Raw genomic sequence first — 26,709 nt, 5'->3', positions numbered from 1 at the left:
GTGTCAAGCCGTAGGACAACAGAGTCAATCCGCAAACTACTACTTGGCGTTCGCTCAAAGCGGGACCGAAGAATATTCACTTTACTGTTTAATAGTTGAGAGCTGCACCATTTGCCATGGCACCGTATGACTTCTCCACCCGCAGAAGCGCATGTCAGGTGCTCGGCCCCGGTGCGGCGGCTCAGCCTCCGGCGACGGCGGGGATGACCGAAATCTGCACTCCGTCCGGCGTGGCGGTGTCCAGACCCTCGGCGAATCGGACGTCCTCTTCTCCGACGTAGACGTTGACAAAACGCCGGATCTTACCCGTCTCGTCGAGGATGCGCCCGCCGATGCCCGGGTAGTCCGCGTCGAGCTTCTGCAGGACCTCGCGAAGCGTTCCTCCCTCGCCGCTCACCTCCGCGGCCCCGTTGGTGTACGTCCGGAGAATCGTCGGAATCCGCACGGAAACGCTCATTGTTCGCTCGCTTTCGTTACTGCCGATGGGCCTTTTGAAACGCTTTCAGTTGGCGAATGCCGCACGGAACGCGTCGAGAGAGGGACGGATGACGGCGGTGGGACGGGCGTGCTCGGCCACCGCGTCGAGCGTCTTGAGCCCGTCGCCGGTGTTCAGCACCACGGTCTCGGCGTCCGGGTCGAGGCGGCCCTCGCGGACCAGCTTGCGCAGCACGCCGACCGTGACGCCGCCCGCGGTCTCGGCGAAGACGCCCTCGGTCCTGGCCAGCAGGCGGATCGCGTCGACGATCTCCTCGTCGGTCACGTCCTCCACCGCGCCGCCCGTCCGGCGCGCGATGTCGAGCACGTACGGCCCGTCCGCCGGGTTGCCGATGGCAAGGGACTTGGCGATGGTGTCGGGCCGCACCGGCTGCACCACGTCCTGCCCGGCCTTGAACGCCCGGGAGACCGGCGAGCAGCCCTCGGCCTGCGCACCGAAGATCCGGTAGGGCCGCTCCTCGACCAGCCCCAGCTTGATCAGCTCACGGAAGCCCTTGTCGATCTTCGTGAGCTGCGAGCCGGAGGCCACCGGGATGACGATCTGGTCGGGCAGCCGCCAGCCGAGCTGCTCGGCGATCTCGTACGCCAGCGTCTTGGAGCCCTCGGCGTAGTAGGGCCGGAGATTGACGTTGACGAAGCCCCACTTCTCACCCAGCTCGTCGCCGATGAGCTCGGAGCAGAAGCGGTTGACCTCGTCGTAGGTGCCGTCGATGGCGACGAGGCGGCCGCCGTACACCGCGGCCATGGTCACCTTGGCCGGCTCCAGGTCGGCGGGGATGAACACGCAGGAGTCCAGCCCGGCCCGGGCGGCCGCCGCGCCCACCGCGCCGGCGAGGTTGCCGGTGGAGGAGCACGACAGGGTGTGGAAGCCGAAGTTGCGCGCGGCCTCCAGCGCGATCGCGACGACACGGTCCTTGAAGGAGTGGGTCGGGTTGCCGGAGTCGTCCTTGACGTGCAGCGACCGCAGGCCCAGCTCGGCCGCCAGCCTGTCGGCCTTCACGAGCTTGGTCCAGCCTGGCTGGAGGTTGGGCTTGGCCGTCACGCCGGCGGGAACGGGGAGCAGGGAGCGGTAACGCCAGATGTTCGCCGGGCCGGACTCGATGTCCTCCCGACGGATCTCGCCGAAGTCGTACGCCACCTCAAGGGGGCCGAAACACTCCGTACAGGCGAAAATCGGGCCGAGTTCGTAAAGAGCGCCACATTCACGACACGAAAGTCCGGTGGCGGGGCCGAACTCGACGGTGTTCGCGGGAGTGCTAGCGGCAGTGCTGGTGTGCGCCATGAAGCGAGGCCTTTCCCTCATCTTCGCTCGCGACCACCTTGGCCACGAGCCGGAATTGGCACCTGTCCCGGCCGGGCCTCGTGGGCACGAGTTCGACACCGGGGAGGTTGCCGGGGCTTCGCAGGGCCGGTCCCTCCACCCCTCTGGATGAGCATGTTCAGTTGTAGGACCTTCCAGAGAAGGTCCTTAAGTGCCCCTCCTGCCAATCTTTGCCCCGTCGCGTCACCCAGAGCGGCACCTCGCGGCGTTGTCGTCGTCGCCCGTGGCCTCCGGCTACGAGCTCCTCCTCCGCCTTGCGATGCACCAGTCTGGCCACCGCCCCGTGCGGGCAAATCTTGTCAGTCGCGGCACTAGCACTGTACCCCGGCGTCCCCGGTGTCCGTTCTGACGTCTCATATGGCGAGACGTTTTGTATCAGCCGTACGCCTCGCCGAGGGCGCTCTGCACGTACTTGCGCGCTTGGTGGATGCGGGACTTGACCGTCCCGAGGGGGATTTTGAGCTGGTCGGCGACCTCCGCGTAGTCGAGCTGGCAGATGTCGCGCAGCACGAGCGCCTGGGCGAGGTCGGGCCGCTCGGCCTCCAGCGCCTCCATCGCGTCGAGCAGGTCGAGCCGCGAGCCGGCGATGACGCTCACCCGCCGGGGATCGGGCCGCTGCTCGGGCAGCTCCTCCACCTGTTCGGACGAACGCCGCTTGAGTGAGCGATAGGTGGTCCTGGCGCAGTTGACGGTCACGATGTGCAGCCAGGTGCTGAACCTTGCCCGCCCCTCGAACCTCGCGATGTTGCGCGCCACGGCGAGCAGCGTGTCCTGCGCCGCCTCCTCGGCGTCCTGCCGATACGGTAGAAGCCTCTCGCAGTGCCGCAGCACGTCGGGCTCGATGCGCCGCAGCAGTTCGCCGAGCGCGCGATGGTCCCCCCGGGCAGCAGATCGGGCCAGGTCCTCGGTGGTGTCGTCCAGTGCCATGCCGTATCCAGCCCTCCCGCGATCGGTTGACATCCTATTGACGGAGGTCGGCTTTTATTAATCTTCCGGCATGCGCGCCCGCTCTGATCGAGGGAACCCGAAGATGAGCAGCACCGTTCTGATCGCGTCCAACCGGGGCCCGGTGTCCTTCACGCTGTCTGAAGACGGCGGCCTGACCATGCGCAGGGGCGGCGGCGGGCTCGTCTCCGGCCTGTCCGAGGTGGTCAAGGACACCGACGTCCTGTGGGTCTGCGCGGCGCTGTCGGACGGCGACCGGGGGGCGGTGCGCCGGACGCACGGCGGGCGGCTCGACCGGGCCTTCGACACGGGCCCGATCCGCATGCTGGACATTCCGCCCGCCGTCTTCCACCGGGCCTACAACGCCGTGGCCAACTCGACCCTGTGGTTCGTCAACCACCTGCTTTACAACACGCCCTTCTCCCCCGAGTTCGGCACGCGGTTCCGCCGCGAGTGGGAGTCGTACCGCACGTACAACGGCGCGTTCGCGCTGGCCCTGGCCGAGGAGGCGGCCCACCGGGCGCGCGTCATGGTGCAGGACTACCACCTGACGCTGACCCCGGCGATGCTCCGGGTCGAGCGGCCCGACCTGCGCATCGCCCACTTCTCGCACACGCCCTGGGCGCCGCCGGAATACTTCGCACTGCTGCCCGAGGACGTCGTGGCGGAGGTGCTGACCGGCATCCTCGGCGCCGACCACGCCGGATTCCTCACCGCGCGCTGGGCCCGCGCCTTCATGGACTGCTGCGAAGCCCTGCTCGGCGCCGACGTCGACCACGCCGCCCGGACGGTCACGTACGAGGGGCGGACCACCAGGATCGGCGTGCACCCGCTCGGCGTGAACGGCGAGGCGCTGCTGGCCCGGGCCGCCGAGCAGGACGTCGAGTCGCACATGTCCGTGATCAGAGACCTCGTGGGCGACCGCAAGCTGATCGTGCGCATCGACCGCACCGAGCTGTCCAAGAACATCGTGCGCGGCCTGCGCGCCTACCAGGAGTTCCTGGCCACCCACCCCGAATGGCACGGCCGGGTCGTCCACCTAGCGTTCGCCTACCCCTCCCGCCACGACCTGCCGGAATATCGCGAATACACAGCGGCCGTGCAGCGCTGCGCCAAGGAGATCGAGGACGAGTACGCGACCGAGGACTGGGACCCGCTGATCCTCAACGTGAACGACGACTATCCGCGCTCGCTGGCCGCCTACCGGCTGGCCGACGTGCTGCTCGTCAACCCGATCAGGGACGGCATGAACCTGGTGGCCAAGGAGGGCCCGATCCTGTCGCCCCGGTGCGCGCTCGTGCTGTCCCGCGAGGCGGGCGCGGCGGCCGAGCTGGGGGCCGACTCCCTGCTCGTCAACCCCTACGACGTGTCCGGCACCGCTGCGGCGCTGCACGACGCGCTGACGCTGCCCGAGCAGGAACGGCTCAGGCGCGGCCTGCGGCTGCGCGAGGCCGCCACCGCCCTGCCGCCCCAGCGCTGGTTCGACGACCAGCTCGCCGCACTGCCCTGATCCCGGCCGACCCCGCCCGGCGCTGACGTGCCGTCGCCTTGCGCTGATCCGGTGCGGGTGCTGTACGCCACAGCGTCCGGCCCTCGTCCCGGATGATCGGCTGCGCTAGCCTTGCCTGACTTTGGACCGCAACATAAAGGTCATCAGGGACAGCCCCACCTGGTTGATCTATCTCCAGCTCGCCACCTTCGCCACCTACCTCTACGGCCTGTCCGCCGCCCTCCCCCTCCTGCGCGCCGAGCTCGGCGTCTCCCAGGCCGTCGCCGGGCTGCACGGCACCGGGATGGCGCTGGGCGGCATCGCCGGCGGGCTGGCCCTGCCGGCGCTGACCAGGCGATTCGGACGGCGCGTCGTCACCTGGGCCGGCCTGACCGGGATGAACGCCGGGGTGCTCCTCGTCGTGTTCGGACACGCCCTCCCGTTCACCCTGGCCGGTTTCACGCTCGCCGGCTGCTGCGGTTCGACGGCGCTCTACGTGATGATGGCGGTGCTCAGCGACCACCACGGCCAGGCTGGGGCGGCCGTCATCAGCGAGGCCAACGCGGTCGGCGTGATCGCCGGAATCGCCACCACCTACGCCTTCAGCGTGGTGGCCGAATCACCGGCCGGCTGGCGGCCCGCGCTGTTCGTGCCGGTGGCCTCCACCCTCCTGCTGGCCCTGCTCATGGGCCGGATCTGGGTGCCATCACCGTCCGCGGCGGTGCCAGAGGGGCCGGGCAGCGGCACAATGCCGGAGGCATCAGATGGCAGGGCGCCGTACGGCTGGCGCTTCCACATCGCCGGGGTGGTCCTGCTGTGCTGCGTGGCCATCGAGTTCGCCTTCAACCTGTGGGCCGCCGAGCTGCTCTCCCAGCGGACCGGGTTGTCGCCCGGCCTGGCGGCGACCGGGCTGAGCGCGATGCTGGCCGGCATGGCGGCAGGCCGGTTCGGCGGCGCCCGGCTGGCCCTGCGCTTCGCGCCGGGTTCGGTGCTGCTCGGCTCGCTCGGGGTGACCCTGGCGGGCTGGGCGCTGTTCTGGGCCGGGACCTCGGCGCCGGTCTGCTACGCCGGGCTCGCGCTCAGCGGGCTCGGCATCTCGGTCCAGTTCCCCATGGGCCTCACCCGCATGATCGAGGTGTCGGGAGGCCGGCCGGACCAGGCGTCCGGCGCGGCCTCGATCTGGGCGGGCGTGGGCTCGGGCAGCGGGCCGTTCGTGCTCGGCGCGCTGGGCGACGGCTTCGGGACGCACACGGCGTTCCTGCTCGCGCCCGCCCTGATCGCGGTGGCCGCCGGAGGAGCGGCCGCCTCCCGGACGCGTTCCTAGCGCCGTCCATCGACGCGCGTGGAGGGAGCGGAGCGGAAGGGAGCGAGGACCGCAGCGAAGGCCCAGCGAAGCGGGTTTCGCGAGGACCGGAGCTTCCTTGCGGCGCAGTGACCGACTTGCCCAAGATCCGGCGACACGTCCACCAGGCACCACCAAGAACCAAAGCCCCCCGCACAGCGACCGACGTGCCCCAGGCGCAGGCCGGAGCCGGTCGTCAGTGCCAGGTCGCGTTCTTGAGAATCGTGCTCAGGCCCGGGGTCCGCCACTGGTCGATCACCAGGATCTTCGACATCGGCAGATACCATTCGCGCTGGTTGTAGCGGGCCCTCACCTTGCCCGAGGTCATGGTGCCGCAGGTGCCCGCCCAGTCGCGGTAGTACGCCTTGTGTCCCGGCCCGATCTGCCGCAGCCCCTTCTCGGCGAGCGTGGTCCTGCGGATGACGAGGTTCTTCTTCACCGGGCAGGGCCCGACGTCGGTGGCCGGATAGAACGGGCCGTCCGGCGTGTACTTCTGGAACAGCTCGTGGCCTATGGCGATGGCCTTCGGCCCCATGATCCAGAAGCTGTGGCAGCCCGAGTCGCGGAAGCCGTACATGTCCGTGCCCTTGGTGGGGCACGAGCCGGTGATGACGCGCAGCCAGTCCTTGCGGACGGCGTCGACCTTCCAGGACGACGGGATCCTCAGCGTCAGCCCCTTGCGCAGATGCAGAGCCTTCGTCGCCGCACTGCCGCTCGCGAACGCCGTCACCGGAGCCGCCATAGACGCCACCGGAGCCGTCATGGACGCCGCCGCAGACGCCGCAGACGCCGCCGGAGCCGCCAGGGACGCCGCCAGTGACGCGGCGAGAGATGTAGCGAGCACGGTCAGACCGGCCGCCACGGCCGGGATCTTTGTCCTCATGCCCGGCACGCTAGGCCCCGCCGCTTGCAGACGACTTGCCGAGGCGTGCCACGAGGTCGCCGAGCAGGGCCACGACGCCGTCGGGGCCGTCCACCACCAGGTCGGCGCGCTCCGCCAGGGCGGTCACCTCCGCCGAGCCGCTGCAGACCCGTACGCCGGGGATGCCGGCCGACTCGACCGCGTCGAAGGCCGCGAGGTCCCCCAGGTCGTCGCCGACGAACATGACCGAGCGGGCGTCCCGCTCGGCGAGGAAGGCCGACAGGGCCTTGCCCTTGTCCATTCCGGCCGGCCGCAGCTCCAGCACCATGCGGCCCGGCTCGACCGCCAGCCCGGCCTCCTCGGCCAGCGCCGCGACCGGCCCGCGCAGCGCCTCAAGCGCCCCTGCGGGGTCGGCGCACCGCCGGGTGTGCACGGCGACGGCGCGGTCCTTGTCCTCGATCCACGCGCCGTCGAGGCCCTTCACGAGCTCGGGCAGCCGGGCGCGGACGAGGCCGAGCCCGGGAGGCGGCGGCGGGGCCGTCAGACGGCCGTCCTCCCAGCGTTCCAGCCCGTAATGGCCGAGGATCACCAGGCCGGGCACGTCGGCGAGGGACGGCACGCCGGCTACCTCTCCGAGTGCGAGAGCCGTACGCGGCGGGCGGCCCGTGACGATCACGACGGCGCGCACCAGCGGGGCGAGGGCGGTCAGCACGCCGGGCACGCCGGGATGCACGCGGGCGGCGGCGGGGTCGGGCACGATCGGGGCGAGCGTGCCGTCGTAGTCGAGCCCGATCACGGCTCCGGCCGGATCGGCGATGATCGCGTCGAGTCCTGCGTGCTCGGGCAGGGTCATGGCCTCACTCCGAAGGGGGTTCCGTGCGTACGCCTCGACGGCCTCATGCCCCGGATGCGGGGCTCATGCGTGAAGGGGAGGGAAAGCTAGGAGTTGAACCCGAAGCGGCGGGCCGAGCGGTCGCGCCGCCTCCCGGCTCTCATCCGGCGCAGCCGCTTGACGAGCATGGGGTCGTGCTCCAGCGCTTCGGGCCGGTCGATGAGCTCCCCGAGTAACTGGTAGTACCGGGTCGCGGAGATGCCGAACGCCTCCCTGATCGCCTGTTCCTTGGCGCCCGCGTAACGCCACCACTGGCGCTCGAACGCGAGCATCTCGCGGTCGCGGTCCGAGAGGTCCGGCCCGTCGCCGCCGGCCGGTTCGGTGTCCATCGGCTCCTCCTCGATCGGCTCGCGGGCCCGTCCCATGGTAATGCCAAGCCCGCGAGACGAACCCGGGGTGTTCAGGCCGGGCGGGACAGACGTAATGTCACGTGGTGTGAGCTCTGTAATCACGCTTCTGACCGACTACGGGCTGGAGGACGGGTACGTCGCCGCGTGCCACGGCGTGATCGCGGGCATCGCCCCGCAGGCTCGGATCATCGACGTGGGCCATCTCGTCCCCTCCGGGGACGTACGCCGCGGCGCGGCCATCCTCGCGCAGACCCTGCCCTACCTGCCGGCGGGCGTCCACCTGGCGGTGGTCGATCCCGCGGTGGGCGGCAACCGGCGACCGGTCGCCGTGAAGGCGGGGGGACGGGTGTTCCTCGGCCCTGACAACGGCATCCTGTCATGGGCCGTCCGCGCCGCGGGGGGCGCCGACGCCGCCTACGAGATCACGAACAAGGACCTGTGCCTGGAGAACGTCTCTCCGACCTTCCCGGGACGGGACCTGTTCGCCCCGGTGGCCGCCCACCTGTGCACCGGACGCTCGGTCGCCGACGTGGGGCCGCCGATGCCGGTGGACCGCCTGGTGACCCTGCCCGCGCCGACCTGCCGGTTGCGGGACGGCGCGGCCGAGGGCGAGGTGCTGTCGGTGGACAGGCACGGCAACGTCCAGTTGTCGATCACCGCCACCGACATGGCCGAGATCGGCGTACGGCTCGGCGACACCGTCGCCGTGTGGCTGGGGCGCCGCCAGGTCGCCGTGCCGTACCGGGAGACGTTCACCGCCGTGCCGCCCGGCGATCTGGTGGCGTTCACCGACTCCGCCGGGCTGGTCGCGATGGCGATCAACGCCGGGGACGCCTCCGACCGCCTGGGTCTGCCCCCGGGCGCGCACGTACGGCTGTCGCCCGGGCGCTGACCCGGCCGGTCCTACTGGGCGTTCACCACGTCGCGGACCTCCGCGAAGTGGCAGGCGCTGGGGTGGTCGCTGCCCGGGCGCGGCTCCAGCGCGGGCGTCTGCTCGGCGCAGATGTCCTGCGCCTTCCAGCAGCGCGTGCGGAAGTGGCAGCCCGACGGCGGGTTGGCCGGCGAGGGCGGGTCGCCCTGCAGGATGATCCGCTGGCGGGTCTCCCGGCCCTCGGGGTCGGGCACGGGCACGGCCGACAGCAGCGCCTGGGTGTACGGGTGGGTCGGGCCTTCGTAGATCTGGGCGTCGCTGCCCAGCTCGACGATCTTGCCGAGGTACATCACCGCGACCCGGTCGGAGATGTGGCGGACCACCGACAGGTCGTGCGCGATGAAGATGTACGCGAGGTCGAACTCGTTCTGCAGCCGCTCCAGCAGGTTCATGACCTGGGCCTGGATCGACACGTCGAGCGCGGAGACCGGCTCGTCGCAGATGATGATCTCAGGCTGGAGCGCCAGGCCGCGGGCGATGCCGATGCGCTGACGCTGGCCGCCGGAGAACTGGTGCGGGTAGCGGTTGATGTGGTCGGGGTTGAGGCCCACCACTTCGAGCAGTTCCTGCACCCGGCGCCGGCGGCCGCCCTTCGGCACGACGTCCGTGTGGATCTCGAACGGCTCCCCCACGATGTCGCCGACGGTCATCCGCGGGTTCAGCGAGGTGTAGGGGTCCTGCATGACCATCTGGATGTTGCGGCGCATCCGCTTGAGCTCGGCGCCCCTGGCCGAGGCGATGTCCCTGCCATGGATGCGTACGGAGCCCGAGGTGGGCCGCTCCAGCGCCATCAGCAGCTTGGCCAGGGTGGACTTGCCACAGCCCGACTCGCCGACGATCCCGAGCGTCTCGCCCCGGTGCAGGTCGAAGGAGACCCCGTCGACGGCCTTGATCGCGCCGATCTGCCGCTTGACGACGATGCCCTGGGTGAGCGGGAAGTGCTTGACGAGGTCGCGGACTTCGAGGATCGACTCAGCGTTCGCCTTCATCGATGACCTCCCTCCAGTAGTGGCAGGCGCTGCCGCGGGTGCCACTGATCGTGTACAGCTGGGGAACGTCGGTCACGCAGTTGTCCCGCCGGTACGGACAGCGCGGGTGGAAGGCGCAGCCCGTCGGCATCTCCAGCAGGTTGGGCGGCAGGCCCTTGATCGCGTAGAGCTCCTGGCCCTTGTGGTCCACCCTGGGGATGGACTCCAGCAGCCCCTTCGAGTAGGGGTGGGCCGGGTTCTTGTACAGGTCGTGCACCGGGGCGTTCTCCACGATGCGCCCGCCGTACATGACCGCGATCTTGTCCGCGACGTCGGCGACGACGCCGAGGTCGTGGGTGATCAGGATCAGGCCCATGTTGCTGTCGCGCTGCAGCTCCGCGAGCAGACCCATGATCTGTGCCTGGACCGTCACGTCGAGCGCGGTGGTCGGCTCGTCGGCGATCAGGATCTCCGGGTCGAGCGCGATCGCCATGGCGATCATGATGCGCTGCCGCATGCCGCCGGAGAACTGGTGCGGGAAGTCGTTGACCCGGTCCCTGGCGGCCGGGATCCTGACCCGGTCCATCAGCTCGATGGCCTTCTTCTTGGCGTCCGCCCGCGACGTGCCGCGGTGCATGCGGAACATCTCGGCGATCTGCCAGCCGACCGGGAAGACCGGGTTCAGCGCGGACAGCGCGTCCTGGAAGACCATGGAGATGCCCTCTCCGCGGATCTTCCTGCGCTGGTCGTCCGGGAGCTTGAGCAGGTCGACGCCCCGGAACCGGATCTCGCCACCGGTGATCTTGCCCGGGGGCATGTCGAGGATGCCCATGATGGTCTGGGCGGTGACGCTCTTGCCCGAACCCGACTCGCCCAGCACGGCGAGCGTCTCACCGGCGTCCACGCTGTACGTCACGCCGTTGACGGCCTTGGCCACGCCCGCCCGGGTGCGGAACTCCACGTGGAGGTTGTCCACCTCCAGCAGGGCGCCGCTGTGTGAGCCTCTGCCCACCTGCTCGGAAAGCACTTCCGTCACTCGCTGTGCCTCCTCATCGAAGCTTCGGGTCGAGGGCGTCGCGTACGGCTTCGCCGAGCATGACGAAGGTCAGCACGCACAGGGACAGGAACGCCGCGGGGAAGAGCAGCGCGTGCGCCCCGGTCCGCATGTACGACGCGTGGTCGGCGATCGCGATACCCCAGGAGATGACCGGCGGACGCAGGCCGATGCCGAGCAGCGACAGCGTGGCCTCGGCGCCGATGTAGCTGCCGATCGTGATCGTGGCGTACACGAGGATCGGCGCCAGCGAGTTGGGCAGCAGATGCCGGAAGATGATCCGCAGCGGCCCGGCCCCGAGCGCTCTCGCGGCCTGCACGTAGTCCTGGTGCTTGGCCTGGATGACGGCGGAGCGGGCGATGCGCATCAGGATCGGCCAGCCCAGCAGGGCGAGCACGATGATGACGACCGCCATGATCATCGCCTTGCCCGGGTTCGACTGGGCAGGCGCCACGGTGCCGAGGATGATGATCGCGCCCAGCACGTACGGCAGGCCGAGGAACATCTCGCCGACACGGGAGACGATCGCGTCGATCCAGCGTCCGAAGTAGGCCGCGAGCACGCCCGTCAGGCCGCCCAGCAGGATGGTGGCCAGCGTGGCCAGCACACCCACGATGATCGAGGTGCGGGCGCCGTAGATCGTCCTGGCCCACACGTCCCGCCCCTGCAGGTCGTAGCCGAACCAGGCGTCCGCGCTCGGCCCCTCCATGCTCTTGGCGAGCGTGGCGTACTCCGGGTCCTTGTGCGTGAACAGCGTCGGGAACGCCGCCATCAGGAGGAACAGGATCAGCATCACGAGCGAGACCCAGAAGATCTTGCGTCGCTTGAGGATGTCCCACGTGTCGCGCCACAGGCTGCGCCTGTCGCCCCGGACCGCGACCGGACTCGCGGCCGGCTCGTCCGCACCCTTGATGAGGTCTTGCGTCACGGTCGGGTCACTCATAGCGGATCCTCGGGTCGAGCACGCCGTAGAGGAGGTCGACGAGCAGGTTGGACACCAGGTACACGAGCACGAGCAGCGTGGCCACGGGGACCACGATCGTGTAGTCCTGACCGTTGATGGCCCGCCACAACAGGCCGCCGATGCCGTGGATGTTGAAGATGCCCTCGGTGATGATCGCGCCGGACATCAGCGAGCCGATCTCGGTGCCGAGGAACGTCAGCACCGGGATGAGCGAGTTGCGCAGCAGGTGGATCCCGACCACCCGCCGGTTGCTCAGTCCCTTGGCCACGGCCGTCCGCACGTAGTCGGCGCGCAGGTTCTCCACGATGCTCGTACGGGTGAGCCGCGCGGTGAAGGCCATGTTGAGGCTGGCCAGCACGAGCGCCGGGACGACCAGCTCGGGGACCGTCGCCGCGTCCGACACGGTCGGCTCGATCACGCCGAACTGCACGCCGAGGATCCACTGCAGCAGATAACCGGTGACGAAGATCGGCAGCGACAGCAGGATCAGCGTGGCGACCGTCACCACGTTGTCGACGAAGCCGCCGCGCTTGAGCCCCGACAGCACGCCGGCGCCGATTCCGATGATCGCCTCGAAGAGCACCGCCATCAGCGCGAGCCTGATGGTGATCGGCCAGGCGTCGCCGAGCTGGGTCGCGACGGAAACGCCGTTGAAGTCGGTGCCGAGGTTGCCGGTGAACAGGTTCTTCAGGAAGTTCCAGTACTGCACCAGAATGGGCTGGTCCAGCCCGAACTGCTCGCGCATGGCCGTGACATAGCTGTCCGGACAGGGCCGCTGGCCGCATCTCCCGGCGAACGGGTCGCCCGGGAGCTGCCAGACCATGTAGTTGATGATGAAGGTCGTGCCCAGCACGACAGGCACGAGTTGCAGCAGGCGCCGGATCGCGTATCGGCCCATGCGCACCTCCGATCTGACGCTAAAGGTCGTACATGCGCTCCCCGTGGGTCAACACGGGAAGTCGCGAATGGACAGCCCACGAGGCCGGCCCCGGGTGGGGAACCGGCCTCGGGGGGTTCACCTACGAGCTGTCCTACGCTTCCTTGATCGCGATCGACAGCGGGTCGAGCACGCCGAAGGGAGTGACCTTCACGCCGGTCACCCACTTGGAGGTGCCGGCCTGCAGACCGTACGACCACAGCGGAATAGCGGGCATGTCCTGCTGCAGCATAGCCTCGGCCTCCTGGTAGAGGGCGTTGGCCTGGGCCGGATCGGTGGCGGTGTCGGCCTCGTGGAGCTTCGCGTCGAGAGCCTTGTTGCTGTAGAGACCGTCATTGGACGAAGCGCCGGTCTTGTACAGCGGGTTCAGGAAGTTCTCGATGTGGGGGTAGTCCATCTGCCAGCCGGTGCGGAACGCGCCCTTGATCTTGTGCTGGGTGATGGTGTCACGCAGCTCGGCGAAGGTGGGCATGTCCTTGTGCACGAACTTCACGCCGGAGTCGGCGCCGAAGGCCTGGTTGATGCTGTTGACCGTGGCCTCGATCCACTCCTTGTGAGTGCCGTCGGCGTTGGACCAGATCGGGAACTCGGCCGGCGGGGTGTAACCCTCGGCCTTGGCCTTGGCGAGGTACTCCTTCGCCTTGGCGGGGTCGTAGGTGCACAGGTCGCCGCAGGCGCCGTCCTTGAAGCCCTCGACGATCGGCGAGACCCAGCCGTTGATCGGCACACGGCCCTTGTTGAAGATCTTGTCGGTGATCGTCTTCCGGTCGATCGCGTACGACACGGCCTTGCGGAAGTCCGCGTTGCCGCCGAACTCCTTGTCGTACAGCGGGAAGGTGATCGTCTGGATGACGCCCTGCTGGCCGTCGATCGCGCGGTCGCCGAGGTCGGTCTTCCACTTGTCGCCGGCGAGCGCCGACGGCGGGATCAGCTCGGTGAAGTCGAGGTTGTTGGAGACCAGGTCCGCGTAGGCCGCGTTGTCGTCCTTGTACATCTTGTAGACGATCTTCTTGACCTTGGGCTTCTCCGGCCCGGGGTAGTCGGGGTTCGCCTCGACGATGATCTGCGAGTTGTGGTCCCACTGGACGAACTTGAACGGACCGTTGGTGACCGGCTTCTGCGCGAAGCCCTTCGGGTCCTTGAAGAAGGCGTCGGGCAGCGCCGAGAACGACGAGTACCCCAGCTTGGTGCGGAACACGGCGACGGGCGCGGTCAGCGTGACCTTGAAGGTGAGGTCGTCGATGACCTCGAGGCCCTTCAGCTTGTCGGTCTCCGGCTTGGGGGCCTCCTTCGGGCCGTCGGGGCCGTCCGGGTCGGCGGTGTTGACCTTGTCGAAGCCCTCGATGTCACCGAACCAGAAGCTGCCGAGCTGAGCGTTCGGCGAGTACGCGGTGTAGTTCCACGCGTCGACGTAGTTCTTCGCGGTGACCGGCGTGCCGTCGGTCCACTTCAGGCCGGGCTTGAGCTTGATCGTCCACACCTTGTTGTCGGTGGTCTCGATCGACTCCGCCTGGTCGAGCTCGGGAGCGGCCGTGTCCGAGTTGTACTTGACGAGACGGCTGTACACGAAGTCGTTGATCGTGCCACCGCAGGTCTCGTTGATGTTTCCGGGGACGAAGCCGGTCTGCGGCTCACAACCGCGGATGTAGACGGTCCCGGTCGCGGCCCGGGGGTTGTCCCCGCCGCCGCTACTGGACCCGCCGCCCCCGCCGCACGCGGCGACGCCGAGCGCAAGCAGCGCGGTGCCGGTGGCGATCTTCGCGCCCTTAGTCACGCGCATAGTGGATTGGTCCTCCCTCTAAGGATGGGCGTTCGCGCTGGTTGGCACCCGGTTTGCCGGGCATCGTCAAACCAGCTGACGTCCTGCCAGTCGTCCGGAGCATCCCTTACCGGACGCACCAGAGGAGTCTCCAGCACGTTGCAGTTCGGTCACACGTGCGTCAGTCGGGCGTCACACACAATCCTGCGAGCCCAACCTTAAATGCCCAGCACGGCATCAAACTCCCCTTTAGGGTACATATACCAACAGAACGCCAGTCCTTTGATCCGGAACAGGGGCGACACCCCGTGCCCCGGTCCCCGGATCAAGATGTCCTGGGCTACCTTTGACCAGTCGCAGCCACGTTCGGTGCGACAGCCGTCCCACCGACCTCCATCCAATAGAGTCCATGCCATGAGCCAGCCGGAATCCGCGCTCGCGGAGGCCCAGGGTGGCGGCCGAGCCCCGGAGTCGCTGGCCGCGCTTGCCGAGCGTCACGGACTACGACGCGCCATCGCACGCCCCAGCATGCCCGCCTACCTGCGCCAACTGTGGGACCGGCGGCACTTCATCCTCACGTACGCCACCTCGCGCAACGTCTCCAAGTATTCCGAGTCGATGCTCGGCCAGCTCTGGCAGGTGCTGACCCCGCTGCTCAACGCCGCGGTGTACTGGCTGATGTTCGGCGTCATCCTCGGGCAGAGCAAGAAGATCGAGAACTACCCGGCCTTCCTCATCACCGGCGTCATGGTCTTCACCTTCACCCAGCGCACGGTGATCAGCGGGGCCAAGTCCATCTCGTCGAACCTCTCCCTGATCCGGGCGCTGCACTTTCCCCGGGCCGCCCTCCCCCTGGCGTACGTCATCCAGGAGCTCCAGCAGCTCGGCTACTCCATGGCCGTGCTCCTCCTCCTGGTGCTCGTCACCGGAGAGCCGGTGAGCCTGCTCTGGCTGCTGATCCCCGTGGTGCTGCTCATGCAGCTCGTCTTCAACATCGGCACCGGCATGTTCATGGCCCGCCTCGGCGCGTTCATGCGGGACATGAACCAGCTCCTGCCGTTCATCACGCGCACCTGGCTGTACGCCTCCGGCGTCTTCTACGCGATCGACGATCGCACCAAGGACCTGCCGGACTTCCTCCGGTGGGCGCTGGAGTTCAACCCGGCCGCCGCGTACATCGAGTTCATGCGCGATCTGCTGATCTACCAGCGGTTCCCCGAGCGCTGGGCGTGGGTGACTTGCATATTCTGGGCAGTGTTCGCGCTGATCGTCGGCTTCTGGTACTTCTGGCGGGCCGAGGAGAGGTACGGCCGTGGCTGAGCTGACCGAGGAGCTGTCGCAGGTGGCGCCCCAAACTTCTGAGACGCAGAACCACGAGACGCAGAACCCCAAGGCCGGGACCCCGACCGTCATCGTCGACGACCTCCACATCGTCTACAAGGTGTACGGCTCGGCCAGCGACGCCGAGAAGGGCAACGCGGCCAGCGCGCTCATGCGCATCCTGCGGCGGCAGGGCCGGCCGCAGATGAAGGAGGTCCACGCCGTCAAGGGCGTGAGCTTCGTCGCCCACCACGGCGACGCCATCGGCATCATCGGCCGCAACGGCTCGGGCAAGTCGACCCTGCTGCGCGCGATCGCCGGCCTCCTGCCCCCGCACAAGGGCGCCGTCTACACCAACGGCCAGCCGTCCCTCCTCGGCGTCAACGCGGCCCTCATGAAGGAGCTGACGGGCGAGCGCAACATCATCCTCGGCTGCTACGCGATGGGCATGACGCCGAGCGAGGTGCGCGAGAAGTACGACGAGATCGTCGACTTCTCCGGCATCGGAGACTTCGTCCAGTTCCCCATGTCGACGTACTCGTCCGGCATGGGAGCCCGGCTGCGCTTCGCCATCTCCTCGGCCAAGACGCACGACGTGCTGCTCATCGACGAGGCGCTCGCGACGGGTGACCGCGAGTTCAAGAAGAAGAGCCAGCAGCGCATCAAGCAGATGCGCGACGCGGCCGGCACGGTCTTCCTGGTCGCCCACAACCTCGACGTGATCGAGGAGACGTGCAACCGGGTGATCTGGTTGCACAAGGGAAAGATCAGAATGGAAGGCGACCCCCAGGAGGTCCTGGAGGCGTACAACAAGGCCTGACAGAAACGGAGGGGTGACCGTGCCGACGCCGCCACCGATCCCGTACGACCATCTGCCCGAGGTGCCCGCGCTGACCGTCGAGAGCGACGACATACGCGACGGCGAGCGGCTCCCCGAGGCCCACGTGTTCAACGACTGGGGCATGAACGGGCAGAACCTCTCCCCGCACCTGCGCTGGTCGGGCGCCCCGGAGGGCACCAAGAGCTACGCCGTCACCTGCTTCGACCCCGACGCGCCGACGGGCAGCGGTTTCTGGCACTGGGTGCTGTACGACATCCCGGCCACCGTCACCGAGCTGCCGACCGGCGCGGGCAACGGCCCCGACTTCAAGGGCCTGCCGGAGGGCGCCAAGCACGCGCGCAACGACTTCAGCACCAAGGAGTACGGCGGGGCGGCGCCACCGCCCGGCCACCCGCACCGCTACGTGTTCGCCGTGCACGCCCTGGGCGTGGAGTCCCTGGGCCTCGACACCGACACGCCACCGGCCGTGGTCGGCTTCAACATCACCGCCAACACGCTCGCCCGGGGTTATATCGCACCTGTGTACGAAACCTGACGCGGAAGGGCCGCTCGTTCCACTATGATTCGAACGGAGATTCGACATAGGGGAGGGGCGGATGAGCGACCTCGCGACGGCGATCGACAATCTGGCCGCTGAAGATCCCTCGGAGCTTCCCGTCGGGCTGATCGCGGAGCAGCTCATCGAGCTGCACTGGCAGATGGCCCGTCTGCAGGCCCAGATCGCCAGGCGCACCCACCTGCGCGCACGTTTCGACTCGCCGGCCTCGCCCAACTGAGGCCCGGCCTGCCCTGCCGCATGGTGTTCGCCGCCGGGCGGCCGCGGGTGAGCGCCCGTGTCCGCTCCACGGCGGGCACCCCGGCAGGGCTCGATCCGGCAGGGCTCGATCCGGCAGGGCTCGATCCGGCAGGGCTCGATCGGGCAGGTCGGCCTGGCGTGGACACCTTGGCACAACGACCAGGCGTTACGGCCCGGCACAACGGTCCGGCACAACGGTCCGGCATAACGCCTTGGTATGACACCGGACGGCCGGCGCCCCTCGGGGGTGCCGGCCGTTCTCGTCGTTCGACGTCTTTCTGACAGCCCTGCCGTACGTGTCCGATGGCCGTGCAGCAGGGTCACCGGCGAGCCGCCTCGACGGTGACGGCGGCCTCAGGCGAGGCTCACCGGCCGTACCCGCGGCTCCCGGTCGGCGCGACGTCGGCCACCGTGTCAGGGGCGGACGAGACCGTGCTCGACGCCGCGGCGTCGGCCGTGGCCGAGGCGGAGGCGGCGATGTCGGCCGCGGCCCCCGCCGTCGCGGCGGCACCCTGCGCCGGAGCGTCCGCGGTGTTCCTGATGGTCTTGGTGACCGCGCGGGTGTTGGCGTCGGCCTGGGTGGCGGCGTCGGTCGCCGCCGTCTGGGTGCTGCTCATGGCGCTGTCCGCCGGCGTCTCGCACGGCACCAGCGCCAGCAGGCCGCCCGCGCTGCCGGCGGTCGCCGCCACGGCGCCCTTGAGGCTGAGCAGCGCGTTGAGCCGCGCGGTGACGTTGAGCCCGGCGTTGACCACGGCGCCCACGTTCGCGACGGCCGCCGCCGAGGCGTCCACCGCCGTGGCGGCCTGGCCGGAAGCGGCGACGACCGGCTTGCCGACCTGGGCGACGAGGCCCGCGGCGACGGTCGCCTTGGCGGCGAGAGCCGCGTTGACGTCCGCGACCGCGACCAGGGCGGCGGAGAGGTGGGCCTCCAGCCGGGCGATGACGTTGGCGTCGACGGTGACGGCGGCGTCGGCCACGATGTCGGCCGCGATGGCGGCGGCCGCGCAGATGTGCGCGTTCGCCTCGGCGGACAGGTTGGCGGTGACGGTGCCGGCGAGCTTCGCGACCGCGACGAGGTTGGCCCTGATGTCAGCGGTCAGGTCCACCGCCACCCCGGCGGCCACGTCGGCGGCCACGTCGGCTGCCGCGTCGGCCTGCGCGACGACGCCGCCCGTGGCCCCGCCGACGACCGTGCCCTGCAGATCGGCCAGAAGCCTCGCCACCGTCGTGACCCGCTTCTCCGTGCACTTCTTGGCGCACACGTCAGCCTGTGCGGGCGCGGCCAGCATGCCGGCGATGCCGATCGTGACGGCGACGACGGCTGTCCTAACCACTCGTTTCATTGACTTGCCCCCGGTTCATATTCCTTTTCACGAGAGTGGGAATGACGAACCCAAGAACCCCCGTGCGTCGGCGAGCACGCCGACAAAGACGTCGGCATTTCTATCACTGCCGATCACAGGGGAAAGCCCTGCTGACCAGGGGATGTAGGGCCGGCACCCCGTCCGGAAAGTCGGTATATCGAGCACCGGACGAGCACTTGACGGTCACCCCAATCCCGCCTCCGGAGAAAGCGACGGTAAACACCGCGCCCAGGCCCCGGGGCAGATCTTTCCGCTCACTTTTAGCGACGCGCCGGCGGACGTCGCGGCCCGGCCGGTCGGAGGCCGTCCACGAATCCGCCCTATCGCGACATATCTCGATAGGGGTTACGCTGGTGAGGTGACCTCCCTCACCCCGTACGCGGGAGACGACCCCGCACAGCGCGCCTCGGACGCCGACCGCGACCGAGTGGCGGCCGTCCTCGGCGAGGCGCTGGCCACCGGCCGCCTGACGAGCGTCGAACACGCCGACAGGCTCGACGCCGCCTACAGCGCCGTGACCATCGGCGACCTCGCACCTCTGATCAAGGACCTGCCCGACACGGCCCACCCGCCGACCGTGCTCTCCACGGAACGGCAGCAGGTCTCCGCCGTGTTCAGCAAGATCATACGTCGTGGGCGCTGGGTCGCCGGGCGGCACACCGAGCTGAGCTCGGTGTTCGGCGCGCTGATCGTGGATCTCAGCGACGCGGTCCTGCCCGGCCGTGAGGTGACGCTGGAGCTGAACTCCCTCTGCGGCAAGCTCATCGTCACCGTGCCGGCCGACGCCAGGGTCGTCGACGAGGGCAGCGCGATCTTCTCCAAGCGCTCGGTGACCGGCGGGAGCGCCGACGGCGACGGCCCGCTGATCCGCGTCACCGGCAACGCGCGCTTCGGCAAGATCGTGGTCTACCGCGGGACCCGTCGCTGACGCCCTACGATGCGGCCATGCAGCCCGCCGGACGTGCGCTGCCCGTGGCCCTCGACGCCATGGGCGGTGACAACGCGCCCGGGGAGATCGTCGCGGGAGCCGTACAGGCCGTCCGGGAGCGGGACGTGCCCGTCGTGCTCGTCGGCCATCCCCGCCTGCTCTACCAGGAGCTGGCCCGGCACGACGCGGTCACCGAGATCCCCATCGTGCGGGCCGAGGAGGCGCTGGCGATGGACGAGGGGGCTCTGGCGAGCCTGCGACGCCCCCGTTCCAGCATCGCCATCGCCTGCCATCTCGTACGGCGCGGCGACGCCTGCGCGGTCGTGTCCGCGGGCTCGACGGCGGGCGTCGTCGCCACCGGCCGGCTGCGGCTGCGGGCCCAGCAGGGAGTCGTACGCCCCGCGATCGCGGTCGGCCTGCCGACCCTGCCCCAGCCGACCGTGCTGCTCGACGCGGGTGCCACGGCCGACGCCAAGCCGGAGATGCTGGTGCAGTTCGCCCACCTCGGTGTGGCGTACGCCGAGACGGCGCTCGGCATGTGGCGCCCCCGCGTCGGCCTGCTCACGATCGGCGCCGAACCCGAGAAGGGCAACAAACTCGCCAAGCGGGCCCACGAACTGCTCGCCGCCGCGCCCGGGATCGACTTCACCGGCAACATCGAAGGGCACGACCTGCTCACCCGGAAGGTCGACGTGATCGTCACCGACGGGTTCACCGGCAACGTGGCGCTCAAGACCGTCGAGGGCACCGTGCGGTACGCGTTCGAACAGGTCAGGGAGACGATCGCGGAGAGCCGGGTGGCCAGGCTCGGCGGGATGCTGCAGCGCGCCCGGCTGCGGGAGCTGGCCGGCCGGCTCGACCCCGAGGCACATGGCGGGGCCGTGCTGCTCGGCCTCAGCGGCACCGTGGTGATCGCCCACGGCTCGTCGCGGGCACGTGGTGTGGCCGCCGCCTGCGAGCTCGCGGCCCGCCTGTCGGCCCAGGGCATCATCGCCAGGATCGGCGAGCGGGTCGCCTCCACCAACAAGTCGCACCGCCGCTGGTGACCCCCGATATGGAAAGGCGGGCAGAAGGCGTACGCCGATAAGCTTGGCTTCATGACCGACCCGCAGCTCGTGCTCACCGAGCGGGTCCAGCAGGCGCTGGGTTCCGCCTTCGGTCCGGAGCACGCCACCGAAGATCCGCTGATCAGGCCCTCCCAGTTCGCCGACTATCAGGCGAACGTCGCGCTCAGCCTGGCCAAGCGGCTCCGACGTGCCCCGCGGGAGGTCGCTCAGGCCATCGCCGACCACCTCGACACGACCGACGTCAGCGTGGAGGTCAGCGGGCCGGGGTTCCTCAACCTGACGCTGCGCGACGGCTGGATCGCCGGGCAGGCCGAGCAGCGGCTGCTCGACGAGCGCATCGGCGTGCCGCAGCCGGCCCCGCAGACCGTGGTCGTCGACTACTCCGCGCCGAACGCCGCCAAGGAGATGCACGTCGGCCACCTGCGCACGACGATCGTCGGCGACACCCTCGCCCGCACCCACGAGCACCTGGGCAACCGGGTGATCCGGCAGAACCACCTCGGCGACTGGGGCACGCAGTTCGGCATGCTCATCGAGCACCTCCTCGACATCGGCGAGGACAAGGCGCTCGGCATGCTGGCCGCCGGCGACGGCAACGCCTTCTACCAGGCGGCGCGGCACAAGTTCGACAACGACCCCGAGTTCCAGCAGCGGTCCCGCCGCAGGGTGCCGCTGCTGCAGGGCGGCGACCCGGAGACCCTGCGCCTGTGGCGCGAGTTCATCGAATACAGCAACCGCTACTTCCGCAAGGTCTACCAGACGCTGGGCGTCACGCTCACCGACGACGACATCGCGGGCGAGAGCATGTACAACCCCATGCTCCCCGACGTCTGCGACGAGCTGGAGCGCACCGGCGTCGCCGAGATCAGCGAGGGCGCGCTGTGCGTGTTCCCGCCCGGCTTCAAGGGCCGTGACGACCAGCCGCTGCCGCTCATCGTCCGCAAGAGCGACGGCGGGTACGGCTACGCCACGACCGACCTCGCCGCGATCCGCTACCGGGTGCGCGACCTGAAGGCCGACCGCATCCTGTACGTCGTGGGCGCCACCCAGTCGCTCCACTTCCAGATGGTCTTCGCCGCGGCGCGCATGGCCGGCTGGCTGCACGACGACGTCAGGGCGGAGCACGTCCAGATCGGCAGCGTGCTCGGCAGCGACGGCAAGATGTTCAAGACCCGCAGCGGCGAGTCGATCAAACTCACCGAGCTGCTCGACGAGGCCGTCGTACGGGCCGAGGCCGTCATCGCCGACCGCGGCTACGACCCGGAGGCCCGCAGGCAGATCGCGCGCCAGGTCGGCATGGGCGCGGTCAAGTACGCCGACCTGTCGGTCAGCCACGACAGCGAGTACGTCTTCGACTTCGACCGCATGCTCGCCCTCACCGGCAACACCGGGCCTTATCTCCAGTACGCCACCGCCCGCATCCGGTCGATCTTCCGCAACGGCGGGATCGATCCGGAGTCGGTCACCGGTCCGATCACGCTGGGCCACCCGGCCGAGCGGACGCTCGCGCTGCAGCTGCTCGGCTTCGGCTCGGTCGTCGCCGCCGTCGCCCAGCTGTCCGAGCCGCACCGGCTGTGCAACTACCTGTTCGACGTGGCCCAGGCGTTCACCTCGTTCTACGAGAGCTGCCCGGTCCTCAAGGCCGAGGACGAGTCCGTACGGCAGTCGCGGCTGGCTCTGTCGGCGCTCACCCTGCGGGTGCTGCTGCGCGGGCTCGACCTGCTCGGCATCGAAGTCCCCGAACGGATGTGAGCGGGGTGCCTGATTCCGCTTCGGCGGACACGGGAGAAGGCGACACCGGCACCTCCAGTGCGGGAGGCGCCGGTGTCGAGCCCGGAGATCACGTCCCCGGGGCACGAGATGGTGCCTTCGAGGCGGGAGATCGCTTCTGCGCGACCAAGGGCAGCCTCCCCGGGGCACGACATCGCCTGCGCGAGACCGGAGATGGCGCCTCCAAGGCAGGAGATCGCCCGCGTGAGGCCGGGAACGGCGCCCTTACGCGATCACAGGCCGTCCGATTCAGGGCGGTCCGTCCTTTCCGTTCCCGCCGGTCAGGCCCGTCCACGGCGCGCCTCGTCCGTGACTGTCGCACCAAGCCTCTAGTCTGGCGCGGTCAAGGGAGTGCCAGCCGACTCCTCGGGGAGCGTTTCGCGTGAGCATGGACCTGACCACGAGTCCGGACCCAGGAAACCTGGCCGAGGCCACGGAACTGCACCGCTACGCCGAGGCGCTGATCGTCAGCCTGGCGGCCGACGGCACGGCGCCCGACCTGCCGCCGGGGATCAACGACGTGCCGGGCTACTGGCTCGGGCCCGCCGTCGAGGCCCTCGTCCTCATCCTGTCCGGCAAGGACGCCCTGGAGCCGCTGGCCCTGGCCAACGAGCTGGACGAGCGGCGCACCTCTCTGTTCCTGTGCCTGGCCCTCGCCGTCTGCGGTCACGGCGACCGCATCCACGCCTCCTGGCTCGGCACCGCCTTCGGCGACCTGTCCGAAGACCGTCCGGTGGCACCCGGCCAGCGGGCGCTGTGGCTCGCCGCCGCTCGCGGGGCGTACGGGCCGGTCGGCAAGATCTTCGTGCTCCGCAAGCTCGACGCGGTGGACGTGCCGGCCACCGACGACCGGTGGCTGAAGGCCCTCGTGCCCGGCCTGCCGGAAACGTCCGTACCCGCCTCTCTGGAACCGTTCCCCGAGCTGGCGAAGGTCGCCGAGATCGAGCGGTCCTTGCAGGCGTCGGCCACCCTGCGCCGTCTGCGCGAACGCTGCACCGAGATCACCTCCATCCGGCAGGCCGGCGAGATCACCAGGGTCGTACGCGGCACCGTATGGGCCGAGGACGAGCCGCTGGCCGTGCTCCGCGCCCTGGCGGGGCAGGGCGGCCAGGAGGGGCCGCTGAGCTCGCTCACCGGGCATCTGCTCCAGGACCTCGCTCCCGACGCCGATCCCCACATCGCCGCGCTCGCCCTGCACGTGGCGGCGCCGGCGATCAAGGCGGCGGCGGAGTCCCTCGTCGAGGTGGTGCGCGAGCCGCCACCCGACACCCTGGACGTGCCGATCCTCGGCTATCCGATCAGGCTCAGACCCGAAGGACCCGACCAGGAGTCGATGGCGGCCGCCGAGCAGCGGCTCGTCACCGAGTGCGTGCCGAAGCGCACCCGGCCATGGCCCGGATATGTCCTCCTGGTCCTCGCCGTCGTCGTCATCGTCAGCGGGTTCGTGGTCGCCCTGCCGCTCGCCCTCGTCGGCCTGCTGATCGCCGCCGTAGGCGGGCATCTGCTGTGGCGGCACCGCGTCCGGGAACACTCCGACGTACGGTTCGTCCAGACCCGGGCGGGCAAGCTCGCCGACCTCGCCGACAAGGCCGTCTGGGCTCTGCACGAGTACGCCAGAGAATCCGAGGAGCGCGTCTCCGTGGCCGAGCGGGACCTGACCGAGGTGTCCACGCTCCTGCGCCGCGGCCCCCGGGCCGCATAGGGACGCCGCGCCGACCCCTGCGGCCAAGCCGGCTACGGAGCGCGAGTGCGCCGAGCGGATGGGCCGTAAGCATGGTGCGGAGCCTGCCCGGTGTCGGCCGCGCGGGCGCTGTCGGCCAGGTGCTTGTGCGGAGCCTGCCGATGTGGACTCACTGCGTTGACGGTCTGGGCGTGGGGGGTGTAGCCCGCGCGTGTGAGCCCTACGTGTGGTGTTGGCCGCGGACGCCTCACCCGGCGCTGTGAGCGCGCGAGACGGTCCGCACGTTGCCACAAGGCACAAGAACGCGGGGGAACGGCTGGCGCCGGGCCTGCTCATGCGCATGAAACCGGGCCAGGCGCCACTGCGCCCGCCGACCGAGTGGGCGGCGGGCACACGACCAGAAGTCGAGCCGACCGGCTCAGGCCGTGGAAACCTCCACCGTCGCCGGAGTGATCAGAAAGACCTTGTCCGCGATCCGCTCGATACGTCCCTCGCAGCCGTAGGCCAAGCCCGCGGCGAAGTCCACCATTCGTGTGGCCTCCGCCGTCGACATGCCCGCCACGTCCATGACCACCGTGTGGCCCTCGCGGAAGTGCCGGCCGATCGTCAGGGCGTCGTCATACTTCCTCGGGCGGACCATAACGATACGGGCCGGATCGGCGTTGGGCTGCCAACGCTTGGCGGCACGCTCGGCCGCCGGCATCCAGTCGTCCTCGTACTCGTCCTCGGCGTAGGTCTCGTCGTCGTACTGCTCTGCCCCACCCAGGCCAAGGTAGCTCGCCACCTTGCGCACAGCCCCCATCGGTTCGTCCTTTTCCGGCTTGTCCTTTTCCGGGCTCGTCCCGACACACGGGACCGTATCCGACGATTCAGCGAACCCCCGCCGACACGCCCGGCCGTTTAAGTGTTGTTGGCCGGAGAATGTGGAGGCCGGGTAAGCGTGTCTTCATCGTCAATTTGTCAGCCCTTCCAGGGTAACTCGCGAACCCGTCTACCCCATGGAACCCTTCGCAAACATTTTTCACAGTCACCTCTAACGACGGCACACCTTCAGTAGATCACAACGGATGCTGCCGATGTCGGGTTCCCGAAATACGATCTTGCTGGTCGGAGCAGGTACGCCATCGACGGGAGCCGCGATTCGCGGCGGCAGCGATGAAGATCGAATTACGCACCGAGACCCTCCGAATTCGCATATCGAAAACATTTTCGACGGTAGCGCGCCGAGTTGATCATCGTTCTCCAGGCGGCGGGCCGCGAACCACACCGGCCGCAATTTCGGGAACAGCCAGCGAGAACTCTTTCTTCTCAGCACCTTCCGCGGAAACGATATCGAGCACAATTTCGACCGGCCATCGGTTTTTGCAGCCGTACGGACCCGCGTCCTACTCACCCTCCGCGTAGGGAGGGCAGATGCACTGGAGAAGCGGCCGAGGCCGGTGGAAACCCAGGAGCCAGGCCGTCCCTCCGAGCTCACGGCCGCCGAGAGACACCGGCCGCACCGCGGACTGGTGAACGAGGCCGGCTCTCCAGCGGTGGACAACCCAGGACGCCGTACGGCCCAGTGCGGCCACAGCGGGCGCTGAAATGCTCGGGGTTCTTGGGAAGCTCGGAGCTTGTGGAGCTGCGCTCGCTGCGGCGGCCGGAGCGCATGAGTGCCTTCGCGCCCCTGTGCCTGGAGCCGCCGCGCTCGCCGAAGCCGGTGCGGTCGCTGAAGCCGGTGCGGTCGCTGAAGCCGGTGCGGTCGCTGAAGCCCGTGCGGTCGCTGAAGTCGCCCCGATCGCAGGCGGTCCGCATCGACCGCAGTCGCGGTCTCAGCCCGGCAGCGGCGTACCCACAGCCGTGGTCTCTCCAGAAGCACCTGCCGATTCTCTCGCGCGAGCACTGGGCCGGTCGATGGCCCCCACCCCTGAATTTCGGGCTCTCCGGCGGCGCGGACCCGGATCTTGATCGAGACTGGGACGTGGCGTGTGAAGCGCGGAAGGCTTTCGCGATGAGGCGGGCCTTGTGGTCGAGTGGACCGAGGCATTGGGTCGGCGCCAGCTACGTCGAGGCCAGTTGGGCCGGGGGCAAGCGTGTCGAGATCGGCGTTCGAGCCGCTTGGATCGAGGCCTTGGACGGTCGGGTTGGCGTGCTGAATGGGTGGGTTGGGGCCTAGATAGGTGCGGTTGGGACGTCACTGCGCCGGCCGGAAGCTCCGGTCCTCGCGAAGCCCGCTCCGCTGGGCCTTCGCTGCGGTCCTCACTCCCGCCCGCTCCGCTCCTCCCCCATCCCCGCTCGCGCCCCGGCCGGCCAACACACCCTGGACATGCGAAAGCCCCGGCCACACCCCGGCCGGGGCCACCACACACCACACACCCGCCCCCACACACGCAGGAACAAGCAGCGGGAACCAACACCCAGCAACCCGCCGGGGAACACACCCCAGGAACAAACCCCGGAAACAAACCCGCGAAAAAGAAAGGTGCCCGAAAATGCGGAAGGGCCACCCCACAAGGGATGGCCCAACCACATATCAAAGATTGTCCGGCGGTGTCCTACTCTCCCACACCGTCCCCGGTGCAGTACCATCGGCGCTGACAGGCTTAACTTCCGGGTTCGGAATGTAACCGGGTGTTTCCCTGCCGCTATGA

The 26,709-nt window shown here is 69.3% G+C and carries 24 protein-coding genes, 1 rRNA gene and 1 riboswitch; of the genes, 11 read left to right on the top strand and 14 right to left on the bottom strand.

The features are described from left to right. Positions 1-181 precede the first annotated feature (181 nt). From FLV34_RS12060 to FLV34_RS12050, 3 genes are all read right to left on the bottom strand, one after another. Positions 182-457, bottom strand: a complete 276-nt coding sequence (locus FLV34_RS12060; protein WP_142650919.1) for a MoaD/ThiS family protein — start codon at positions 455-457, stop codon at positions 182-184. Positions 458-502: 45 nt separating this feature from the next. Then, on the bottom strand, positions 503-1,777 hold the full coding sequence (thrC, locus tag FLV34_RS12055) for a threonine synthase (protein WP_142650918.1): 1,275 nt from the start codon (positions 1,775-1,777) through the stop codon (positions 503-505). Between the two features lie 14 nt (positions 1,778-1,791). Then, positions 1,792-1,931, bottom strand: a riboswitch (SAM riboswitch). Between the two features lie 260 nt (positions 1,932-2,191). After that, positions 2,192-2,743, bottom strand: coding sequence for an RNA polymerase sigma factor (locus FLV34_RS12050; RefSeq protein WP_142650917.1), 552 nt, complete (start codon positions 2,741-2,743; stop codon positions 2,192-2,194). Positions 2,744-2,846: 103 nt separating this feature from the next. Between FLV34_RS12050 and FLV34_RS12045 the strand changes: the two genes are divergently transcribed. Beyond that, a complete protein-coding gene (locus tag FLV34_RS12045) occupies positions 2,847-4,271 on the top strand; it encodes a trehalose-6-phosphate synthase (RefSeq protein WP_142650916.1) in 1,425 nt (474 codons plus the stop codon). Positions 4,272-4,392: 121 nt separating this feature from the next. Further along, positions 4,393-5,574: a sugar MFS transporter gene (locus tag FLV34_RS12040; protein WP_147943099.1), complete on the top strand. Its 1,182-nt coding sequence runs from the start codon at positions 4,393-4,395 to the stop codon at positions 5,572-5,574. Between the two features lie 214 nt (positions 5,575-5,788). Here FLV34_RS12040 and FLV34_RS12035 read toward each other — a convergent pair whose 3' ends face one another. The 3 genes from FLV34_RS12035 to FLV34_RS12025 all read right to left on the bottom strand — a co-directional run bounded on the left by FLV34_RS12035 (position 5,789) and on the right by FLV34_RS12025 (position 7,675). Beyond that, the gene (locus tag FLV34_RS12035; protein WP_142650914.1) at positions 5,789-6,475 is read right to left on the bottom strand and encodes a hypothetical protein; all 687 of its coding nucleotides are present in this window, start codon (positions 6,473-6,475) and stop codon (positions 5,789-5,791) included. Positions 6,476-6,485: 10 nt separating this feature from the next. Next, positions 6,486-7,307 carry a trehalose-phosphatase gene (gene otsB, locus FLV34_RS12030; RefSeq protein WP_147943098.1) on the bottom strand — a complete coding sequence of 274 codons (822 nt, stop codon included), beginning with the start codon at positions 7,305-7,307 and terminating at the stop codon, positions 6,486-6,488. An 86-nt stretch (positions 7,308-7,393) separates the two neighbouring features. Next, positions 7,394-7,675, bottom strand: coding sequence for a DUF3263 domain-containing protein (locus tag FLV34_RS12025; protein WP_185949070.1), 282 nt, complete (start codon positions 7,673-7,675; stop codon positions 7,394-7,396). 106 nt (positions 7,676-7,781) lie between these two features. On the opposite strand from FLV34_RS12025, the gene FLV34_RS12020 reads away from it, so the two are divergent. Next, on the top strand, positions 7,782-8,588 hold the full coding sequence (locus tag FLV34_RS12020) for an S-adenosyl-l-methionine hydroxide adenosyltransferase family protein (RefSeq protein ID WP_261985746.1): 807 nt from the start codon (positions 7,782-7,784) through the stop codon (positions 8,586-8,588). An 11-nt stretch (positions 8,589-8,599) separates the two neighbouring features. On the opposite strand, the gene FLV34_RS12015 is transcribed toward FLV34_RS12020, so the two are convergent. The 5 genes from FLV34_RS12015 to FLV34_RS11995 form a co-directional block, all read right to left on the bottom strand. Next, on the bottom strand, positions 8,600-9,616 hold the full coding sequence (locus FLV34_RS12015; protein WP_142650910.1) for an ABC transporter ATP-binding protein: 1,017 nt from the start codon (positions 9,614-9,616) through the stop codon (positions 8,600-8,602). Next, a complete protein-coding gene (locus FLV34_RS12010; RefSeq protein ID WP_185949069.1) occupies positions 9,600-10,631 on the bottom strand; it encodes an ABC transporter ATP-binding protein in 1,032 nt (343 codons plus the stop codon). Before FLV34_RS12010 ends, FLV34_RS12015 begins: the two co-directional genes overlap by 17 nt. A 13-nt stretch (positions 10,632-10,644) precedes the next feature. Then, the gene (locus FLV34_RS12005) at positions 10,645-11,592 is read right to left on the bottom strand and encodes an ABC transporter permease (protein WP_142650909.1); all 948 of its coding nucleotides are present in this window, start codon (positions 11,590-11,592) and stop codon (positions 10,645-10,647) included. Then, complete coding sequence (locus tag FLV34_RS12000) at positions 11,585-12,511, bottom strand: ABC transporter permease (RefSeq protein WP_142650908.1); 927 nt, start codon at positions 12,509-12,511, stop codon at positions 11,585-11,587. Before FLV34_RS12000 ends, FLV34_RS12005 begins: the two co-directional genes overlap by 8 nt. Before the next feature lie 133 nt (positions 12,512-12,644). Next, positions 12,645-14,324, bottom strand: coding sequence for an ABC transporter substrate-binding protein (locus FLV34_RS11995; RefSeq protein WP_205830929.1), 1,680 nt, complete (start codon positions 14,322-14,324; stop codon positions 12,645-12,647). A gap of 399 nt (positions 14,325-14,723) precedes the next feature. Here FLV34_RS11995 and FLV34_RS11990 point away from each other — a divergent pair, with 399 nt between their 5' ends. The 4 genes from FLV34_RS11990 (at position 14,724) to FLV34_RS11975 (ending at position 17,246) form a co-directional block, all read left to right on the top strand. Continuing rightward, positions 14,724-15,629 (top strand): ABC transporter permease, encoded by a 906-nt coding sequence (locus tag FLV34_RS11990; RefSeq protein WP_142650906.1) that lies wholly within the window; start codon positions 14,724-14,726, stop codon positions 15,627-15,629. A gap of 22 nt (positions 15,630-15,651) precedes the next feature. Continuing rightward, complete coding sequence (locus tag FLV34_RS11985; protein WP_168066413.1) at positions 15,652-16,449, top strand: ABC transporter ATP-binding protein; 798 nt, start codon at positions 15,652-15,654, stop codon at positions 16,447-16,449. A gap of 19 nt (positions 16,450-16,468) precedes the next feature. Beyond that, positions 16,469-17,005 carry a YbhB/YbcL family Raf kinase inhibitor-like protein gene (locus tag FLV34_RS11980; RefSeq protein WP_142650969.1) on the top strand — a complete coding sequence of 179 codons (537 nt, stop codon included), beginning with the start codon at positions 16,469-16,471 and terminating at the stop codon, positions 17,003-17,005. A 61-nt stretch (positions 17,006-17,066) separates the two neighbouring features. Next, the gene (locus FLV34_RS11975; protein WP_142650904.1) at positions 17,067-17,246 is read left to right on the top strand and encodes a hypothetical protein; all 180 of its coding nucleotides are present in this window, start codon (positions 17,067-17,069) and stop codon (positions 17,244-17,246) included. A gap of 385 nt (positions 17,247-17,631) precedes the next feature. Here the strand turns inward: FLV34_RS11975 and FLV34_RS11965 are convergent, their stop codons facing one another. After that, a complete protein-coding gene (locus tag FLV34_RS11965) occupies positions 17,632-18,600 on the bottom strand; it encodes a hypothetical protein (protein ID WP_142650902.1) in 969 nt (322 codons plus the stop codon). 388 nt (positions 18,601-18,988) lie between these two features. Here FLV34_RS11965 and FLV34_RS11960 point away from each other — a divergent pair, with 388 nt between their 5' ends. From FLV34_RS11960 to FLV34_RS11945, 4 genes are all read left to right on the top strand, one after another. After that, positions 18,989-19,558 carry a DUF1707 domain-containing protein gene (locus FLV34_RS11960; RefSeq protein WP_147943095.1) on the top strand — a complete coding sequence of 190 codons (570 nt, stop codon included), beginning with the start codon at positions 18,989-18,991 and terminating at the stop codon, positions 19,556-19,558. Between the two features lie 17 nt (positions 19,559-19,575). Then, the gene (gene plsX, locus FLV34_RS11955; protein WP_147943094.1) at positions 19,576-20,604 is read left to right on the top strand and encodes a phosphate acyltransferase PlsX; all 1,029 of its coding nucleotides are present in this window, start codon (positions 19,576-19,578) and stop codon (positions 20,602-20,604) included. 51 nt (positions 20,605-20,655) lie between these two features. Further along, positions 20,656-22,377: an arginine--tRNA ligase gene (gene argS / locus FLV34_RS11950; RefSeq protein ID WP_142650899.1), complete on the top strand. Its 1,722-nt coding sequence runs from the start codon at positions 20,656-20,658 to the stop codon at positions 22,375-22,377. 406 nt (positions 22,378-22,783) lie between these two features. Next, positions 22,784-24,097: a hypothetical protein gene (locus FLV34_RS11945; protein WP_147943151.1), complete on the top strand. Its 1,314-nt coding sequence runs from the start codon at positions 22,784-22,786 to the stop codon at positions 24,095-24,097. 397 nt (positions 24,098-24,494) lie between these two features. Here the strand turns inward: FLV34_RS11945 and FLV34_RS11940 are convergent, their stop codons facing one another. Together FLV34_RS11940 and rrf are read right to left on the bottom strand one after the other, a co-directional pair. After that, positions 24,495-24,878 carry a cell division protein SepF gene (locus FLV34_RS11940; RefSeq protein WP_142625402.1) on the bottom strand — a complete coding sequence of 128 codons (384 nt, stop codon included), beginning with the start codon at positions 24,876-24,878 and terminating at the stop codon, positions 24,495-24,497. Positions 24,879-26,600: 1,722 nt separating this feature from the next. Then, positions 26,601-26,709: ribosomal RNA gene (gene rrf / locus FLV34_RS11935) — 5S ribosomal RNA — on the bottom strand; the annotation flags it as partial.

This window comes from Microbispora sp. CSR-4 (assembly GCF_008033685.1).
Lineage (GTDB): Bacteria > Actinomycetota > Actinomycetes > Streptosporangiales > Streptosporangiaceae > Microbispora.
Note: the sequence above shows the minus strand (reverse complement) of the source record. Positions and strands in the feature narration are given on the sequence as shown.

What these genes read in the sequence shown, in the direction of transcription:
- FLV34_RS12060 (WP_142650919.1), bottom strand. Translation starts at nt 457, where the DNA reads ATGAGCGTTTCCGTGCGGATTCCGACGATTCTCCGGACGTACACCAAC.
- thrC (WP_142650918.1), bottom strand. Translation starts at nt 1,777, where the DNA reads ATGGCGCACACCAGCACTGCCGCTAGCACTCCCGCGAACACCGTCGAG.
- FLV34_RS12050 (WP_142650917.1), bottom strand. Translation starts at nt 2,743, where the DNA reads ATGGCACTGGACGACACCACCGAGGACCTGGCCCGATCTGCTGCCCGG.
- FLV34_RS12045 (WP_142650916.1), top strand. Translation starts at nt 2,847, where the DNA reads ATGAGCAGCACCGTTCTGATCGCGTCCAACCGGGGCCCGGTGTCCTTC.
- FLV34_RS12035 (WP_142650914.1), bottom strand. Translation starts at nt 6,475, where the DNA reads ATGAGGACAAAGATCCCGGCCGTGGCGGCCGGTCTGACCGTGCTCGCT.
- otsB (WP_147943098.1), bottom strand. Translation starts at nt 7,307, where the DNA reads ATGACCCTGCCCGAGCACGCAGGACTCGACGCGATCATCGCCGATCCG.
- FLV34_RS12025 (WP_185949070.1), bottom strand. Translation starts at nt 7,675, where the DNA reads ATGGACACCGAACCGGCCGGCGGCGACGGGCCGGACCTCTCGGACCGC.
- FLV34_RS12015 (WP_142650910.1), bottom strand. Translation starts at nt 9,616, where the DNA reads ATGAAGGCGAACGCTGAGTCGATCCTCGAAGTCCGCGACCTCGTCAAG.
- FLV34_RS12005 (WP_142650909.1), bottom strand. Translation starts at nt 11,592, where the DNA reads ATGAGTGACCCGACCGTGACGCAAGACCTCATCAAGGGTGCGGACGAG.
- FLV34_RS12000 (WP_142650908.1), bottom strand. Translation starts at nt 12,511, where the DNA reads ATGGGCCGATACGCGATCCGGCGCCTGCTGCAACTCGTGCCTGTCGTG.
- FLV34_RS11990 (WP_142650906.1), top strand. Translation starts at nt 14,724, where the DNA reads ATGAGCCAGCCGGAATCCGCGCTCGCGGAGGCCCAGGGTGGCGGCCGA.
- FLV34_RS11975 (WP_142650904.1), top strand. Translation starts at nt 17,067, where the DNA reads ATGAGCGACCTCGCGACGGCGATCGACAATCTGGCCGCTGAAGATCCC.
- plsX (WP_147943094.1), top strand. Translation starts at nt 19,576, where the DNA reads ATGCAGCCCGCCGGACGTGCGCTGCCCGTGGCCCTCGACGCCATGGGC.
- argS (WP_142650899.1), top strand. Translation starts at nt 20,656, where the DNA reads ATGACCGACCCGCAGCTCGTGCTCACCGAGCGGGTCCAGCAGGCGCTG.
- FLV34_RS11945 (WP_147943151.1), top strand. Translation starts at nt 22,784, where the DNA reads ATGGACCTGACCACGAGTCCGGACCCAGGAAACCTGGCCGAGGCCACG.
- FLV34_RS11940 (WP_142625402.1), bottom strand. Translation starts at nt 24,878, where the DNA reads ATGGGGGCTGTGCGCAAGGTGGCGAGCTACCTTGGCCTGGGTGGGGCA.